Raw genomic sequence first — 17,455 nt, 5'->3', positions numbered from 1 at the left:
GGATAAAAAACCCATGGAAACCCTCAACGTAGTCATCGCAGACGATCACCCCATCGTGCTGGTCGGGGTGCGGGAACTGGTCGAGCGTGATGAGCGCTTTCGCGTGGTGGGCGAAGCCGTGTGCTCCAACGAACTGGTGACGTTGCTGGAAAACACCGAGGTGGATCTAGTGATCACCGACTTCAACATGCCGGCAGACTCGCCCTACGGCGATGGCCTGAAGCTGTTGGAATACCTGGTAAGGCACTTTCCCAGGGTGCGCGTGCTGGTGCTGACCATGATCTCCAACCCACTGATCCTCACGCGATTGCAGGAACTGGGTGTCCTCGCCGTGATCCAGAAAAACCAGCTGCACGTGGAGATCCAGGCTGCGCTCAAGGCCGTCGCGCGCGGCAACCCGATTCGCAGCAAGGGGCCGCGGCCGACCTCGGTGCTGGAGTCGTTCGACCTCGACCAGCGCTTCACCCGGTTGTCACCCAAGGAGCATGAGATTCTGCGGCTGTTTGTCTCCGGGCAAAGCGTCAATGAGATTGCCCGTGGATTGAACCGCAGCGCCAAAACCATCAGCACGCAAAAAGTCGCGGCCATGCGCAAGTTGGAAGTCAGCAGCGACCAGGACTTATTGGCTTATTGCATAGAGCGCAACTTGTTTAACTAACGTTCACTTCTAGGGATCGTCTGATGTTCCACTCAGGGCCTGCGCCTTATTGTGTTGTTTTAACCCCAACCATGGAAAAACAACATGAAGCAGTTCTCTCGCGCACTCTTGGCTCTGTCGGTATTTGCCGCAGTTAATGCATTCGCCGCCGGCGAACCCACCGCGCCAACCAAAGCCGGCAGTGGCACCATCAGTTTCACCGGCAGCATCAACAATGATGCCTGTTCCGTTGAAGGCATTGGCCTGAACAAAACCATCTCGATCAACATGGGCGAAGTGTCCATCAAGGACATGGGCACCGCGACCGCGCCAAAAGGTAGCGGCACTCTGAGCGCCGAGAACTTCGACATGAAGATCAGCTGCAACGCCGGCACCAAGGTGGCGATGATCTTCGAACCGACCAAAGGCGCAGGTTCGGGCATCGTTGCCGGCACCAAAGTGTTGAAGCTGATCGACGGCCTGGGCTCAGCCAAGAACGTCGGTATCGCGCTGCTTGACGCCAACGGCGCGCTGATCGACCTGAGCTCGCCAACCACCGCGAAGATCGAAAACACCCTGCAGGACAGCAACACCACGCTGAAATTCTCGGCCGCCTATGTCACGACGGCCGACATTGCATCCGTCGTAGCGGGTCGCGGCGACGCCACCCTGCCATTCACCCTGCAATACGAATAACCCCCAGCGTCGCGGGGCCTTCGGGCCCCGCACACCTCTCGAACGTAGTGGTAGCCATCATGTTGTTTCGTCATTCTCTTTCCCTCTGCGCGGGCCTGCTGGGCCTGCTTGCGGTCAGCCAGGCCACGGCCGGCATTTCGTTGAGCAGCACACGGCTGGTGTTCGATGGCCAGCACAAAGAAGCCGGTATCACAGTGCGTAACAACGGTGAAGACGTGCTGATCCAATCCTGGGTCGACACCGACACCGCTGCTACCGGCACCGTGCCGTTTGCCGTTACCCCACCGCTGGCACGGGTCACGGCCAATGAGCAACAGCTGTTGCGGGTGATTTATGCCGGCGCGGGCCTGCCTACTGACCGGGAGTCGGTGGTGTGGCTCAACGTGCAGGAAATCCCCCAGGCGTCGAAAACCCAGAACACCTTGCAGCTTGCCGTGCGCCAGCGCATCAAGGTGTTCTTTCGCCCCGCCGGCTTGAAAAACAACGCCTACCTGGCACCGACCGAGCTGCTCTGGCAGTTGGCCGAGCACGACGGCAAGCACGTGCTGCGGGTCACCAACCCGGGGATTTATCACGTGTCGATTGCCGACATTACCCTGCAAGCCGGTGCTGTCAGTGAACACCCGTTCGATTCGCTAATGATTGGGCCGGGCGAACTAAAAGAGTTCAATCTTAAACAACTTAATTCAAGCCAGCCGTCACGCTTGATATTCGGCAGCATTAATGACTATGGCGCGCAAGATCGTTATTCCGCGCAACTGGTTAACGGCGCGCCTACATCAGCCAGTTTGAACACAGAATCACCATAACGCGCCTGCCGTTCGCGCAGCCGCACTTTCACTGTATTTCTCTTCGCTCCGTTAGTTCGTATCGGAGGTGATATAGGGTTCCTGCATGTTTTTATTCAAGCGCGATGGATTGGCGCCGTTATTGATTGCCCTGGGCTTCACTTCATTGTGCCAGGCCGATGGCGACGAACAATTCAATACTTCGTTTTTGCAAGGTGCGGCAGCTGACGTCGATTTGCACACGCTGCTCGCCAGCAGCAGCGTACTACCCGGCACTTACCGGGTTGACCTGTACGGCAATGAAACCCTGGTTGGTCGGCGCGATATCGACTTTCACCGCAACCCGCAAAACGGCAAGGTCGAGGCCTGCCTGACCCTGGAGATACTGCAGCAAGTGGGCGTCGATATCGGCGCATTACAGGCCAGCGGCAAGCTCGTCGATACCGACCCGAATGCCTGCCTGGACCTGCCTGCCTTGATCGAGCATGCCAGCGTGCGCTACGACGTACCGCGCCTGCGCCTGCTGGTCAGCGTGCCTCAACGCGCCATGGAGCGTGGGCGGCGCGGCTACGTCGACCCTGCGCTGTGGGACGAAGGCGTGCCTGCGGCGTTCATCAATTACCAATTGAGCAGCAACCGCAACAGCACTGACGCCGATACCACGCTCTCGAATAACCTGGGCTTGCGCAACGGCATCAACCTGGGCGCGTGGCGCCTGCGCAACGAATCGAACTTCAACAGCAGCACCGACCGCCCCAGTACGTTCAAGAGCAACCGCACCTACCTGCAACATGACGTGACTGCCTTGAAGGGCCAGTTCAGTGCCGGGGATATTTTCTCGGACACCGACCTGTTCGACAGCGTGCGCTATCGCGGTCTCAAGCTGGCCTCCGACGACGGCATGCGCGCCGACAGCGAGCGTGGCTACGCGCCGATCATCCGTGGCATTGCGCAATCGAGCGCCACGGTGGAAATCCGCCAGAACAATTACATCCTCTACACCGCCAACGTGCCGCCGGGCCCGTTCGAGATCAGCGACATTTACCCCAGCGGCTCCAACGGCGACCTGGAAGTGACGGTCATCGAGGCTGACGGCCGTCGCCGGGTCACGGTGCAGGCATTTTCCAGCCTGCCGATCATGGTGCGCGAAGGCCAGTTGAAATACAGCCTCTCCGCCGGCCAGTACAACAGCAATGACGACGGGCAAGAAAAACCGCAATTTGTCAGCAGCACCCTGGCCTATGGCATCAGCAGCAACCTGTCGGGGATTGTCGGCGTACAAGCCACGCAGGACTTCCAGGCGTTGTCCGTGGGGGCTGGACGCAACACGTCGATCGGCGCGGTATCGCTGGACATGACCCACTCCGTCAGCCGCACCTTCGGCCAGCAGGTCACGGGTAACAGCGTGCGCGCGTTGTACGCCAAGACCTTTACCGGCACCGACACCAACTTCACCCTGGCGGCCTATCGGTATTCGACCGAGGGCTATCGCACCCTCGCCGACCACGTCGAGGAACTCAGCAATGAGGGCCAAAAACGCAACGGCAACTCCAAGACCCGCACCGACCTGACCATCAACCAGAGCCTGGGCCGCAACCAGCAGTTCGGCAGTGTGTACGTAAATGCCAGCGACCAGCGCTACTGGGGACGCGGCGGTTCGCAAAGCCTTTCGGCGGGCTACAGCAACTACTGGGGCGACGTGAGCTACAACCTCAGCGCCACGCATACCAAGGACGTGGGCAACTACGGGGCGTCGAACAACGACACGCTGATCAACCTGTCCGTATCCTTTCCGCTGGGCTCAAAGCCCCGCGCGCCGAGGGCCTTTATGTCGGCCAGCACGCAGAAAGGCAGCGACACCACGCAACTGGGCGTCAACGGCTACCTGACCGAAAACAGCGACACCTATTACTCATTGCAAGGCGGTAACAGCAGCACAGGCGGCAGCACCGGCTCGGCCAACCTCAGTACCCGCACCTCGCTGATGGACATCAGCGGCGGCTACAGCCAGGGCCGTGGGTACAGCGCGCAGAACCTCAACGTGGCGGGGTCGGTGGTGGCCCACCCTGGCGGTATCAACCTGGGCCAGACCGTGGGCGAGACCTTTGCGCTGGCGCACGTCGACGGCGTGCAGGGCGTGAAGATCGGCAGCTTTTCCGGGGCAAAGACCGGCCGTAACGGCTATGCGGTGATCCCCAATGCGCAGCCTTACCGGGTGAACTGGATCAGCCTGGACACCCGTGACCTGGGCGCTGACATTGAAATCGATAACGCCACCCAGCAGGTCGTGCCTCGTCGTGGGGCCGTGGTGGTGGCCCGCTATACCAGCAAGAGCGGGCGGCGCGTGCAATTTGCGCTGTTCGACGCGCATCACCAGCCCATCCCGTTTGGTGCGTCGCTGGAGAGTGTTGCGGGCAAGCAGATCGCGATGTCCGATCCTAGCGGCAAGGCATTGGCATTGATCGAAGAGGATGCCGGTACGCTGGTGATCAAGTGGGGTGACCAGCACTGCCAGGCGCCGTATACGCTGGGCGAGCGCAATAAGGCGCTGAACTATGAGCAGGCGGCCCTGACCTGCTTGCCATAAATCCATCAACGCCACTGATCAAATGTGGGAGGGGCTTGCCCCTTTCCACATTTTTGTCCCTGTGTGGCTTAGAAGTCACGTTTGTAGAAGATATCCAAGGAGCTGGCCACGCCGCTCGCCACTTCCAGGTACACCTTCTTGCTCAACAGGTAGCGCAAGGCAATGGTGCTGGCCGGTTCGAACACGCCTACCCCATACCGCAGGCTGAGTTTCTCGGTGATCTTGCCGCTGGCCACCACGGCGGTGTTATTGCCGCTGCCCTGGGTGTCGAGTTCGAAGTCCTGGATGCCCAGGTTCTTCGCCAGGTCCGAGGTGACCCCGGCACTGCCCATCAAGCCCAGGCCCAGCGCAGCCTGGGCCAGCATGTTGTTGTCTTCACCGGTGGTGCTCAGCGGACGCCCCAGCACCAGGTAGGACAGCGCCTGCTCCTGGCTCATGGCCGGTTCGGAGAAGATTTGCGTGGTGGGTTGTTCCGCGCTGCCACTGAGGCGGATACCGGCGACCACATCGCCCGTCTTGCGAATCGCTTCGATATCCAGGAATGGCTGGTCCAGCGGCCCGGCAAACAACAGCCGCGCACGCCGCACATCGAGCTTCTGGCCGTAGGCGCGGTAGCGGCCATCGTTGAGCCATAGCTCGCCCCGGGTGTCGAGGTTGTCGCCGATGTGCACCTGGCCCTGGACCTTCGCGGTGAGGCCGAAGCCCGAGAAGTTGAGCTTGTCTTCGCCCACTACCACGTTGATATCCATCGCCATGGCCATCGGTGGTTTGCCCTCCTCGGTCTGGCTGCCGATGATCACCGTGTCATCGGAAACCTTGACTGTCGACGGCGGCAGCTCGCGCACAGTGATGTCGCCACGTGGGATGTGCACGTTGCCGGCGATGGCCAGCTTGTCGTTCTTCAGGCTGATTTTCAGGTCGGGCGCCACTTCCAGCACGGCGTAAGGTTCGACCGTGACAGGCAACTGCGAGCCTTGCAAACTGAGGTCCACCACCAGGGCCTTGCCCCAGTCGACCTGACCCTTGAGGCTGCCCTGCCCGGCCTTGCCACTGTGCCAGGCGCCGTTGAGCTGCACGCTTTCGCCGGCAATCAGCGCCTGCACATTCAAGCCTTCCAGGCTGATGGGCAGTTCCGGCCCGGAGATCTCGCCGCCCACCAGGTTGACGTTGCCGTTGACCTGGGGCGCCAGCAGGCCGCCGGAGAGACGGCCATTGCCGTTGAGCTTGCCGGTGAGTTTCTCCACCATCGGCACAAACGGCCGCGCCACCGCGAGGTCGAGGCCGACCAGGCTGAAGTTGCCGGTGATCGGTTTGTTTTTCGGCAACGGGTTGATCTGTGCCTGTAACAGCAGTTCGCCGAGTTTGCCGCCCTGAAAGTTGAGCTGCGTGTCGATGCGCTTGGGGTTGAGGGTGGTTTCCAGTTTCAGCGTGTCATAGGGGAAATCCAGCCACTGGTCCTTGTCCTTGACGCGCAGGGTGCCGCCACTGGCGTCCACCGAGACCACGCCTTTGGGGCCGCTGTCCGGGAGGTCCAGTTGCAGGTCGGCATTGAGCTTGCCCTGCCAGGCGAAATCCTTGGGCAGGAACGCCGCCAGGCTGTCGATGGGGAATTGCTTGAGGTGGTAACGCAGCTTCGGCTCGGGCACCAGGCGCTGGTCTTCGCCGCACAGGCTGGCGGGGCCGGACACCCAGCAGTGCGCGGCAAATGTCAGCCTGCCATCAGCCATGCGCTCGATCTTGGCCGGAGCTTGCAGCTTCCAGTCCTGGCCACCGGCTTGGACGTCGCCACTGGCCAGGCGCCCGCGCCAGTTGCCTTTGTCGAGGTTGCCGTCCAATGCCAGGGCCAGCTTGACCAGAGGGCCGGCCAGGTCCAGTTGGACTTTCTGGTTCTTGATATCGCCCTGGGCGCTGGCCGTCAGGGTGCCGACCTGGGTGTCGCCGGCCTGGATACCGCTGCCCTTGAGGTCGATCTTCGCGCGTTGGGCGTTATCCAGCGTGGCGTCGAGGGTCAGGCTTTGAAGGCGATTGTCGGCGAACGCCAGTTGCTGTCCATTGAGGCCGAGCTTGCCTTGGGGCGCCTTGAGGCTGCCGGCCACGTCGAGCCGGCCATTGACCTGCCCGCGCAACTGCGGCCACAACTGGGCCAGACGCGCCAGCTTGATATCGATCTGCCCGGCCAGGCGTTGTTGCAGGCTGCCGCTGCCGTTGATGCGGTTGTCGCCCAGGCGGATATCCAGGTTGGCCAGGGTCCACTGCTCGCCCGCGCCTTCGGCCTTGGCCGCCAGCACCGCGGTTTGCCCGCGGAGGCGGCCCTTGAGGTCGAGGTCGGCGTTCAGCTTGAGCTGCTCGTTCTTGAACTCGCCCTTGCTGCGCAGCGGCCCGGCCAGGGTGCCGGGCAGTTCGGCCACCCAATATGCCGGGTTCAGCGCCGACAGGTCGAGGGCCGTGTCCCAGGCAATGCCATCGGCGAATTGCAGGTTCAGGTGGCCTTCGGCCTTGCCTTGGCCGGCGGTGAGTTTCAGCTCGGGCAGGAAGATTTGCGTGAGGTCGCCACTGAACGGCGTGACCACATTGAACTTGCCCGCCGGGCCATCAAGGTCGGCCTTGAGATTGCCCAGGTAGTTGCCGTCTTTATAGGAAATCTCGCCATTGAACGTATGCAGGGTGACTTGCGGCTCGTCGATCACCGGATAGAGGCGATGCCAAGGGAAGTCCAGCCAGTCGACCTTGGCATCGGCGCTGAAGCCTTGTTGCCAGTCCAGATTGGCGCTGAGCTTGAGGCTTTGCTTGTCACCGGCATTCAGGTCCAGGCCGGCGATCTGCGCACCCTTGGCGTCGACCTTGCCTTGCAGCAGCAAGTCCACCGGGCCTTTTTCCGCCGGCAGCACGGCTTTGCCCACCAGTTGGTAGCCACGGCTCAAATCACCTTGGGCGGTGAGGTCGAGTTGATTGAGTTGCAGGGTGTCGGGCAGCTCGGCGCTAGGCTTGAAGCCGTCGGCGGTGATGTGTAATTGCGCTGGGAGGTGTTCCACCAGGGGTTGAAGTTCTCCCGTGAGCTTGGCTGGCAAATAGCCCGTGCTGTCGGCGTCAAGCTTGAGGGTCTTGAGCAGGTCGCCCTTAACCTTGAGCGCCACCTTCCAGGGTGCATCATCTGGCGCATAGGGCAGACTGAGATTACCGCTGGCGCTCAACGGCCAGTCGCCGGTGGGTTGCAGCAGGCCGGCCAGTTCCAGCACCAGGCCATCGCGTTGCAGGTGAACCGAGTCGATCTGCATACCGGCGGAGGTCCAATGCGCCGCCAGTTGCAGGCCCTTTAGCTCTTCGCTGCCGTTGAACAGCAGGCTGCCGACGCGAACGTCGCCCAACTGGATGGCCACGGGTAGCTTCAAGTCAGGCAGTGCGATGGGGCCGCTGCTTTCTTCGGCGCTCGGTGGAAATTGCAGGCTGACCTGTTCCACGTCCAAGCGGTCGATGCACAAGGTCATGCGCAACAGGCAGGCCGGCGACCAATCCAGCTTGGGCGCCTGGAGTTCGATGCGGCTGCTGTCCTGCTGCCACAGCAGATGGTCGGCGCTCCATTGGCCGCCCAGATGCCCCTGGAAATTGTCGACACTCAAGCCCGGCACGCGTGCCAACACCCAGCGGCTGCCCGCCTGGGTACCCAGCACCGCCCACACTGCCAGCAACAACACGGCAAGGCTCGCGACCACGGCCAACCCCGCTATTTTAAAACCACGCATCACAGCTCAGGCCCCATGGAAAAGTGCAATCGAATGCCGCCCGGGTCTTCCAGGGCATGGGCCAGGTCCAGGCGGATCGGGCCGACCGGCGACACCCAGCGGATACCGACGCCAACGCCGGTTTTAAGGCTTGGCATTTCCAGGGTATTGAACGAGTTGCCCTGGTCGACGAAGGTCGCGATCCGCCATTTCTCGGCGATGGAATATTGATACTCGGCGCTCAGGGCCACCATGTAGCGGCCACCGATGCGATCGCCCCGGTCATTCTCCGGCGACAGTGTCTGGTACTCATAGCCCCGTACGCTCTGGTCGCCACCGGCAAAGAAACGCAGCGATGGCGGCACCGATTTGTAGCCGTTGGTGGCACTGCCGCCCACCTGCGCACGGGCCAGGAAGCGATGGTTGTCCCACAGCGTGGTCAGGCCTTTGACCATGGCGGTGCCGTAAAGCAGGTTGGTATCGGAGCCCAGGCCTTCCTTGGCGACTTTGGTGTCGAATTGCAGGCGGTAGCCGTTGTGCGGGTCGATGCGGTTGTCGCTGCGCAGATAGGAATAGCTGACGCCCGGCATCACCAGGTTGCTCAGGCCGGAGTCATTGCCCAGGCGATATTCTTCACGCTGATACTTGAGCGAAATCACCCGGGTCCAGCCGCTGGGCAGCTTGCTGTGCCACTCGGGACCCACGGTGAGCAATTTACTCAGGGTGTCGGTATTGGCGATTTCTTCGTTCTGATAGCCACCGGCAAAGCGCAGTTTATCGGTGAGCGGTGGGTCCAGCGGTATGTCGTACCACAGGCCGACGTTCTGCCGCGGCGCCGACAGCTCGGCTTCCCAACCATAGCTGTGGCCCTGTGGGTTGACCCAGTGGCGGGTCCAGTTGGCTTTGCCACGCGGGCCGACGTCAGTGGAAAACCCCAGGCCCAGCCCCATGGTGCGCGGCTTGCGGGTCTCCAAGCGCACGGCCACCGGGATGATGTCATTGGTCGACGCGGCAGGGGCGGCGTCCACGCGCACGCCTTCAAAAAAGCCACTGGCTTGCAGGTTCTGGTTGAGTTCGGCGATCAGTTCGGAATCGTAGGGCGTGCCGCTTTTGAACGGCACCATGCGTTGCAGCAGCTCTTCGTCAAACGGCGTGTCGCCGGCGAAGCTGACTTTGCCGAATGTGTAGCGCGGGCCGCTGTCGTAGATGAGTTCGATATCGGCGACACCGGCCTTCGGGTCTACCGCGAGTTTCTGGCTTGTGAAGCGCCCGCTGAAAAAGCCGTAGCGCGAAGCCTGGTTCTGGATCAGGCGCTTGGCGTCTTCGTAATGGCCGTGGTTGAGCACGGCGCCAGCCTTGAGGTCGTTGCTGACGGGCACGCGAAAGGTCTTGAGGTCTGCGGCGGGGCCGTCGACCCGAATGGTCACGTTGCGCAAATGCACCGGTTCGCCGGGGTCGATGGTGAGGATCAGGCGCGGGTTCTTGCCGCCCTTCACTTCACTGTCGATCTGTGGCTGATAGAAGCCAAGGGCCTGGGCGGCTTTGCGCGCCTGCTCCTCGGCGCCACGGCTGAACCGCAGCAGGGCCTCTTCATCACGATCGCCCACCCCGCCGATATAGCCTTCGATGTTGGCTTTCAACGCGTCGTTCGAAGGCTTGATCCGCACGTCCAGTTCGCTTTGCGCCAACGCGCCGCAGCTTGTGAACAGCAGAATCAAGCCGCTGGTAAATCTTCCTGGAAACTTCATAGGCGCGGATGCTACACGAGCAAGGGAGACTCTTTGAACTCGGATTTATCTGAATAATTCTGTATTAAGCCGTTGCAGCATGTAACGACTGCGGATTGGGATGGAAAAACACATGTTCCAGGATCGGGCCTACCGCCACTTCACCGATTTCCTCGTAGCCCTGACGCTTATAGAACTCCAGGTAACGTGAATTCCCAGTGTCCAGCACCACACCGGATGAATGCGGGTCTTCGGCACACCAATTGTGCACGGCTTCCAGCAACTGCTCGCCGTAATGCTTACCCTGGAACTGCGGGTGAATGCCCAGCAACGGCAGTACATGTACCGACTCACTGGGCAGGCACGCCAGCACCGCGTGATGGTAGTCGAGGTAACGCCGTGTACCGCGCACGCCGGTGCTCAGCCACATGCGCAGTTGCCAGGCCCAGCTTTCGGTGATGCCCAGGCGCCGCTGCGGTGGCGCGATCAGGGCGATGCCGATCAGCCGGTCGTTGACGAACAGGCCGATGGCCGGCAGTTTCTGAAAGAAGTGCTGCTTGACCAACTCGCGCACGGTGGCGCGCACCCGTTGTTCATAACCGGGGCGCTCGGCTTCGAAGATGTAGGCGAAGGTCGGCTCATGCCGATAGGCCTGGTACAACAGGGACCGGGCCTCGCGGGAGTAACCGCTGTTGAGCAGGCGAATTTCAGCAATTGCAGTTGTAGTGTCCGGCATACCGTCAATCTCCCTGGGCGCGGCTCAAAAGGCAGCGTTCTTATGGGTACGAACCTACACAGCACGAGTCGTTCCCAGACATTAGCAGTGCATGTGCCCTACCGCCACGCTGGCCCCCGTCCGACTTGTCCGCTAGCATCGCCCTTTTGCCAGACTGGACTGCCGACCATGAAAATCGTCTCCTTCAATATCAACGGGCTGCGCGCCCGCCCTCATCAGTTGGCGGCGCTGATTGAAAAGCACCAGCCCGACGTGATCGGTTTGCAGGAAACCAAAGTCCACGATGACCAATTCCCGCTGGCCGAAGTGCAGGCCCTTGGCTATCACGTGTACTACCATGGGCAAAAAGGCCACTACGGGGTGGCGCTGCTCTCGCGCAAGGAAGCCCTGAGCGTGCACAAAGGCTTTGCCAGTGACGAAGAGGACGCCCAGCGTCGCTTTATCTGGGGCACCTTCGCCGACGCGAACGGCCACCCGGTCACCATCATGAACGGCTACTTCCCCCAGGGCGAAAGCCGCGACCACCCGACCAAGTTCCCGGCCAAGCAGCGCTTCTACGAAGACCTGCAGCAACTGCTGGAAAGCCAGTTCAGCAACGACCAGGCGCTGGTGGTGATGGGCGACGTAAACATTTCCCCGGAAGACTGCGACATCGGCATCGGTGCCGACAACGCCAAGCGTTGGCTCAAGACCGGCAAATGCAGCTTCCTGCCGGAAGAGCGCGCATGGATGGCTCGCCTGAAAAACTGGGGCCTGGTGGACAGCTTCCGCCACCTCAACCCGGACGTGGCCGACCGCTTCAGCTGGTTCGACTACCGCAGCCGGGGCTTTGAAGACGAGCCCAAGCGTGGGCTGCGCATTGACGTGATCCTGGCCTCCAATGGCCTGCTTTCGCGGGTCAAGGATGCCGGGGTGGATTACGAGCTGCGTGGGCTGGAGAAGCCTTCGGACCATGCGCCGATCTGGCTGGAACTGAGCTGATCGCAAAAAGTGGGAGTGGGCTTGCCCCTCCCACATTCAGCCTTGCGGCGCCCCCGTCACATTTATGCAACCTGCCTGTCTTATTCTCGCGGCACTCCCTTTGGCTTGAGAAGGTGCCGGCATGAGGCTGCGCGTTCTGTTACTGCTGACCGTTTTTCCCCTCTTCGCCGTATCCGCTCCCCTGCCCCTTCCCGATCAAGGCCCGGCACTGCGTATCCAGGGCTCCAATACCATTGGCGCGGCGTTGGGTCCGGCACTGGTCAAGGGGCTGATGGAGCATCAGGGCTTGCAGGCGGTGCACAGCGAACCGGGCGAAGGCGTCAATGAACAGCGTGTGATCGGCAAGACGCGCCAAGGCAAGACCGTGACCATCGAGGTCGCGGCCCACGGATCGAGCACCGGGTTCACGGCGCTGAAAAAAGCCAGCGCCGATCTCGCCGCCTCGTCTCGCCCGATCAAGGACAGTGAACTGGTCGACCTTGAACCCCTGGGCGACCTGAAAAGCCCTGAAGCCGAACAAGTGATTGCCATCGACGGCCTGGCGATCATCCTCCACCCGCAGAACCCGTTGAACACACTGAATACCGAGCAACTGGCGCAGATTTTCAATGGTGAGGTCAGTACCTGGGAGGCGCTGGGTGGAGTGGGCGGCCCCATTCATGTGTACGCACGGGATGATCAATCCGGCACCTACGACACGTTCAAGGAACTGGTATTGCGTCTGCGTGGCAAGCCGCTTGCCTCGGGTGCCAAGCGTTTCGAGTCCAGCGAGCAGCTGTCCGACGCGGTCAGCCACGACCCTCAGGGTATCGGCTTTATCGGCCTGCCCTACGTACGCCAGGCCAAAGCCGTGGCGATTGTGGATGGCGATTCACAGCCCATGCTGGCGCTCAACAGCCTGATTGCTACCGAGGATTACCCGCTGTCACGCCGGTTGTTTTTCTACCTGCCGCCGTCCGGGCATAACCCGTGGGCCAAGGCGCTGGTGGACTTTACCCAGAGCGCCAAGGGCCAGGCGATTGTGGCCGCAAACGGGTTTATTGCGCAGCAGGTGCAGGCGATCGCCGTGCAACCGCGCCCGTCGATGCCCGATGACTATCAGGGTATCGCCCGCGACGCCCAGCGCCTGACGGTGAATTTTCGCTTTGAAGAAGGCAGCGCCAGCCTGGACAACAAGGCGCGCCAGGATCTGCAAAGGGTGGTGGCGTATCTGAAGAGCCACGACAAGCTGGATAAGCAGGTGACGCTGGTGGGCTTTGGCGATGCCAAGGATGACCCGCAGCGCGCCGCGCTACTGTCAAAGTTGCGGGCGATGGCGGTGCGTCGGGAGTTGGTGAAGAACGCCGTGGTGCTGCGCGATATCCGTGGGTTGGGTGCGCAGATGCCGGTGGCGGCGAATACGGCGGATGAAGGCCGGATCAAGAATCGGCGGGTGGAGGTGTGGGTTTACTGAGGGCTGATGGGTCTTCATTGCCTGATCCGGCCTCATCGGGGTGCCCCCTCCCACATTTTGATCTGTGAACACATCCAAGTGTGGGAGGAAGCTTGCCCCCGATGCAGGCGACGCGGTGTTACTGCCCGCTGCGCATCAGCTCTTTAGGCACGTACTTGCCAATCTCGAACTTGCCGATGGCCGCCCGGTGCACTTCGTCCGGGCCGTCGGCCAGGCGCAGGGTGCGTTGCATGGCGTACATGTAGGCCAGCGGGAAGTCGTTGGAAACGCCGGCGCCGCCGTGAATCTGGATTGCGCGGTCGATCACCTTCAAGGCCACGTTCGGCGCCACTACCTTGATCTGGGCGATTTCACTCTTCGCCACTTTGTTGCCCACGGTATCCATCATGTACGCCGCTTTCAGGGTCAGCAGGCGCGCCATGTCGATCTCCATGCGTGAGTCGGCAATCTTGTCGATATTGCCACCCAACCGGGCCAGCGGCTTGCCGAACGCGGTCCGGCTGACGGAGCGTTTGCACATCAATTCCAACGCACGCTCAGCCATACCGATGGAGCGCATGCAGTGGTGGATACGGCCTGGACCGAGGCGGCCCTGGGCGATTTCGAAACCCCGGCCTTCGCCGAGCAGGACGTTTTCATAGGGTACGCGGACGTTGTCGAACAGCACCTCGGCGTGGCCGTGAGGCGCGTCGTCGTAGCCGAACACCGGCAGCGGGCGCACGATTTTCACACCCGGGGTGTCCACTGGCACCAGGATCATCGAGTGCTGCTGGTGGCGTGGCGCATCCGGGTTGCTCAGGCCCATGAAGATCAGGATCTTGCAGCGCGGATCGCAGGCCCCGGAGGTCCACCATTTCTTGCCGTTGATCACCCATTCGTCGCCCTGGCGCTCGGCGCGGGCGGCCATGTTGGTGGCGTCCGAGGAAGCGACGTCCGGCTCGGTCATGGCGAAGGCTGAGCGGATCTCACCGCGCAGCAAGGGCTCCAACCAACGTTGCTTCTGTTCTTCGTTGGCGTAGCGCACCAGCACTTCCATATTGCCGGTGTCGGGGGCGGAACAGTTGAACGGCTCCGGGCCCAGCAGGGAGCGTCCCATGATTTCGGCCAGTGGCGCGTATTCGAGGTTGGTGAGGCCGGCGCCCAGTTCGGATTCAGGCAGGAACAGGTTCCACAGGCCTTCGGCCTTCGCCTTGGCTTTCAACTCCTCCATGATTGCGGTGGGCTGCCAGCGGTCGCCTTCGCTGACCTGGCGTTCGAACACCGGCTCGGCCGGGTAAACGTAAGCGTCCATGAACGCAGTGACGCGTTCACGCAGTTCCTGAACCTTGGGCGAATAGGCGAAATCCATGAGCAGCTCCCTTCTCTGAGAGGTTGTTTAGGTCATGCAATCGATGCTAGAACAGCGTTGATAATTTACCTAGCCTATTCTCGGCGTGTATTAACATTCATCACCGATATATGATCGACGTATGGCCACCTAACAATAAGAGCGCTGCGAAATGAATCTGAGCAAGGTCGACCTCAACCTGTTTATCGTCTTTGACGCGATCTACACCGAAGCCAACCTGACCCGCGCCGGGCAGATTGTCGGCATCACCCAGCCGGCGGTGTCCAACGCGCTGGCGCGCCTGCGTGAGACCTTCAACGACCCGCTGTTCGTGCGCACCGCCCAGGGCATGGTGCCGACGCCGATGGCACAGAACATCATCGGCCCGGTGCGCAATGCGCTGTCGTTGCTGCGGGTATCAGTGCAGGAAAGCCGCATCTTCAACCCGCAACAGGCGGCCAAGACCTACCGCATCAGCATGACCGACCTCACCGAGGCGGTGATCCTGCCGTTGCTGTTCCAGCGCCTGCGCCGCCTGGCGCCCACGGTGGTGATCGAGAGTTTCCTGTCCAAGCGCCGCGAAACCACCAAGGAACTGGCCGCCGGGCGCCTGGATTTTGCCGTGGATGCGCCGCTCAACACCGACCCCCAGGTTCGCCACGTCAAGCTGATGGAAGACCGCTACGTGTGTGCCATGCGCAAGGGGCATCCGCTGGCCGGCAAGGACAAGCTCACGCTGGATGACTATCTGGGGCTGACCCACATCCATATTTCCAGCCGGCGCAACGGTCTGGGCCATGTGGACCTGGCCCTGGGCAAGATGGGTATCCAGCGCAAGATCGCCCTGCGCTCCCAGCATTACCTGATGGCCTCGCAGGTGCTGCAGCAGACCGACATGGTCATGACCGTGCCCGAGCGCTTCGCCCGCCGCCATGAACTGCACTGGTTCAACCTGCCGGTCAACGACGTACCGCCGGTGGAAACCCATCTGTACTGGCACGAAAGCACCGACCAGGACCCGGCCAACCGCTGGATGCGCGAGCAGATGATCGAGTTGTGCCAGCAGGTCACGGCCCATGAGAAGAAGCTGGATAAACAACAGGCGTGAGGTTAGCGAGCCCCCTGTGGGAGGGGGCTTGCCCCCGATGGGTCACGCCGCGACCCTTGACGTTTACGTCAACCTGCCAGTAGCTTAACGCCAAGACCTCCTTGAGCGCCCCCATGAGCACGACTTACAGCATCTCCGACCTCGCCCGCGAGCTCGACATCACCACCCGCGCCATTCGCTTCTACGAAGAACAAGGCCTGCTGGCCCCGGAACGCCGGGGCCAGGAGCGCATCTACTCGGCGCGCGACAAGGTCAGCCTCAAACTGATCCTGCGGGGCAAGCGCATCGGTTTTTCCCTGGCCGAGTGCCGCGAGCTGATCGAACTCTACGACCCCACCAGTGGCAACCACGTGCAACTCAACAGCATGCTGGCAAAAATCGCCGAGCGCCGTGAGCAGCTGGAACAGCAACTGCTGGACATCGAACAGATGAAGCTGGAACTGGACACCGCCGAAGAGCGCTGCACCCAGGCCCTGGCCCACACCCTGCGCCAGGCCGACCACTGATCAGAAGGTAATTGCCATGTCCCTCCCCTCACACGTGCGCCTGGTGGAAGTCGGCCCGCGCGATGGTTTGCAGAACGAAGCCCAACCCATCAGCGTGGCGGACAAGGTCCATTTGGTGGACGCCCTCAGCGCTGCCGGCTTGCGCTATATCGAGGTCGGCAGTTTTGTCTCGCCCAAGTGGGTGCCGCAAATGGCCGGTTCCGCCGAGGTATTTGCGCAGATCCAACGCAAGCCCGGTGTGACTTATGGTGCGCTGGCGCCGAACCTGCGCGGGTTTGAGGACGCGCTGGCGGCTGGCGTTAAGGAAGTGGCGGTGTTTGCCGCTGCGTCCGAGGCGTTTTCCCAGCGCAATATCAATTGCTCCATCAGTGAAAGCCTGGAGCGCTTCGCGCCGATCATGGCGGCGGCCAGGCAGCATGGAGTCAGCGTGCGGGGCTATGTGTCCTGCGTGCTGGGGTGCCCATATGAAGGCGAGATCGCGCCGGAACAGGTCGCGGCGGTGGCGCGGGAGTTATATGCCATGGGCTGCTACGAGGTGTCTCTGGGCGACACCATCGGCACCGGCACGGCAGGCGCCACGCGGCGGCTGTTCGAGGTGGTCGGGGCGCAGGTGCCACGGGACAAACTGGCGGGGCACTTCCATGACACCTATGGCCAGGCCATCGCGAATATCTACGCCAGCCTGCTGGAAGGCATCACGGTGTTCGACAGCTCTATCGCGGGCCTCGGCGGATGCCCCTATGCCAAGGGCGCCAGCGGTAACGTCGCCACCGAAGACGTGTTGTACCTGCTCAACGGCCTGGGCATCGAGACCGGTATCGACCTTGAGGCATTGATTGGCGCGGGGCAGCAGATCAGCAGCGTACTGGGCCGGCCAACAGGATCGCGTGTGGCCAAGGCGCGTAACGCCGGTTGAGTAGCTTAGCCGTGACAATGTGTTACCGCACGCCTACACATCGAGTAACACGGGAACATATTTTGTCGTATTTGCCGTAGGCCAATCCCTACGCAAAAATCAACTCATTGATTTTAAAGGGTTTTAAAAAGTTGGCACGGCTTCTGCTATCTCTATCGCATAACAAGAATAAAAAGCGCCAAACCTAATAAAAATAAGACGAAACGACTCTGACATAACAAAAACAACACGGCAGAGACGCAGCTAACAGATTTTTTTGGAGAAGATGTGCTTC

At 61.5% G+C, this 17,455-nt stretch carries 13 protein-coding genes; 9 read left to right on the top strand and 4 right to left on the bottom strand.

What is annotated here, in order from left to right; all coding sequences use genetic code 11:
• The first annotated feature begins 13 nt into the window (after positions 1-13).
• The 4 genes from K5K89_RS12475 to K5K89_RS12460 all read left to right on the top strand — a co-directional run bounded on the left by K5K89_RS12475 (position 14) and on the right by K5K89_RS12460 (position 4,708).
• A complete protein-coding gene (locus K5K89_RS12475; protein ID WP_071491982.1) occupies positions 14-658 on the top strand; it encodes a response regulator in 645 nt (214 codons plus the stop codon).
• An 84-nt stretch (positions 659-742) separates the two neighbouring features.
• A complete protein-coding gene (locus K5K89_RS12470; protein ID WP_071491983.1) occupies positions 743-1,333 on the top strand; it encodes a fimbrial protein in 591 nt (196 codons plus the stop codon).
• A 59-nt stretch (positions 1,334-1,392) separates the two neighbouring features.
• Complete coding sequence (locus K5K89_RS12465; protein ID WP_071491984.1) at positions 1,393-2,142, top strand: molecular chaperone; 750 nt, start codon at positions 1,393-1,395, stop codon at positions 2,140-2,142.
• An 85-nt stretch (positions 2,143-2,227) separates the two neighbouring features.
• On the top strand, positions 2,228-4,708 hold the full coding sequence (locus K5K89_RS12460) for a fimbria/pilus outer membrane usher protein (RefSeq protein ID WP_222541519.1): 2,481 nt from the start codon (positions 2,228-2,230) through the stop codon (positions 4,706-4,708).
• Between the two features lie 68 nt (positions 4,709-4,776).
• Here the strand turns inward: K5K89_RS12460 and K5K89_RS12455 are convergent, their stop codons facing one another.
• The 3 genes from K5K89_RS12455 to K5K89_RS12445 all read right to left on the bottom strand — a co-directional run bounded on the left by K5K89_RS12455 (position 4,777) and on the right by K5K89_RS12445 (position 10,890).
• Positions 4,777-8,448 (bottom strand): translocation/assembly module TamB domain-containing protein, encoded by a 3,672-nt coding sequence (locus tag K5K89_RS12455; RefSeq protein ID WP_222541518.1) that lies wholly within the window; start codon positions 8,446-8,448, stop codon positions 4,777-4,779.
• Entirely contained in the window at positions 8,448-10,175 is a 1,728-nt protein-coding gene (locus K5K89_RS12450; RefSeq protein WP_222541517.1) for an autotransporter assembly complex protein TamA, read from the bottom strand. The genes K5K89_RS12455 and K5K89_RS12450 overlap by 1 nt, the downstream gene beginning before the upstream one ends.
• Before the next feature lie 64 nt (positions 10,176-10,239).
• Complete coding sequence (locus tag K5K89_RS12445; RefSeq protein ID WP_071491988.1) at positions 10,240-10,890, bottom strand: GNAT family N-acetyltransferase; 651 nt, start codon at positions 10,888-10,890, stop codon at positions 10,240-10,242.
• A gap of 168 nt (positions 10,891-11,058) precedes the next feature.
• On the opposite strand from K5K89_RS12445, the gene xthA reads away from it, so the two are divergent.
• Together xthA and K5K89_RS12435 are read left to right on the top strand one after the other, a co-directional pair.
• Complete coding sequence (gene xthA, locus K5K89_RS12440; RefSeq protein WP_071491989.1) at positions 11,059-11,871, top strand: exodeoxyribonuclease III; 813 nt, start codon at positions 11,059-11,061, stop codon at positions 11,869-11,871.
• Positions 11,872-11,992: 121 nt separating this feature from the next.
• Positions 11,993-13,324 carry a substrate-binding domain-containing protein gene (locus K5K89_RS12435; RefSeq protein ID WP_222541516.1) on the top strand — a complete coding sequence of 444 codons (1,332 nt, stop codon included), beginning with the start codon at positions 11,993-11,995 and terminating at the stop codon, positions 13,322-13,324.
• A 118-nt stretch (positions 13,325-13,442) separates the two neighbouring features.
• Here the strand turns inward: K5K89_RS12435 and K5K89_RS12430 are convergent, their stop codons facing one another.
• A complete protein-coding gene (locus tag K5K89_RS12430; RefSeq protein WP_028616890.1) occupies positions 13,443-14,672 on the bottom strand; it encodes an acyl-CoA dehydrogenase in 1,230 nt (409 codons plus the stop codon).
• A 151-nt stretch (positions 14,673-14,823) separates the two neighbouring features.
• Between K5K89_RS12430 and K5K89_RS12425 the strand changes: the two genes are divergently transcribed.
• The 3 genes from K5K89_RS12425 (at position 14,824) to K5K89_RS12415 (ending at position 17,181) form a co-directional block, all read left to right on the top strand.
• The gene (locus tag K5K89_RS12425) at positions 14,824-15,759 is read left to right on the top strand and encodes a LysR family transcriptional regulator (RefSeq protein WP_222541515.1); all 936 of its coding nucleotides are present in this window, start codon (positions 14,824-14,826) and stop codon (positions 15,757-15,759) included.
• Between the two features lie 113 nt (positions 15,760-15,872).
• On the top strand, positions 15,873-16,265 hold the full coding sequence (locus K5K89_RS12420) for a MerR family transcriptional regulator (RefSeq protein WP_071491993.1): 393 nt from the start codon (positions 15,873-15,875) through the stop codon (positions 16,263-16,265).
• A gap of 16 nt (positions 16,266-16,281) precedes the next feature.
• Positions 16,282-17,181: a hydroxymethylglutaryl-CoA lyase gene (locus K5K89_RS12415; protein WP_071491994.1), complete on the top strand. Its 900-nt coding sequence runs from the start codon at positions 16,282-16,284 to the stop codon at positions 17,179-17,181.
• Positions 17,182-17,455 lie beyond the last annotated feature (274 nt).

Source organism: Pseudomonas sp. DR208 (genome assembly GCF_019823005.1).
Taxonomy (GTDB): Bacteria; Pseudomonadota; Gammaproteobacteria; order Pseudomonadales; family Pseudomonadaceae; genus Aquipseudomonas; species Aquipseudomonas extremorientalis.
The sequence above is the reverse complement of the archived record's forward strand: the minus strand, read 5'-3'. Positions and strand labels throughout refer to the sequence as shown.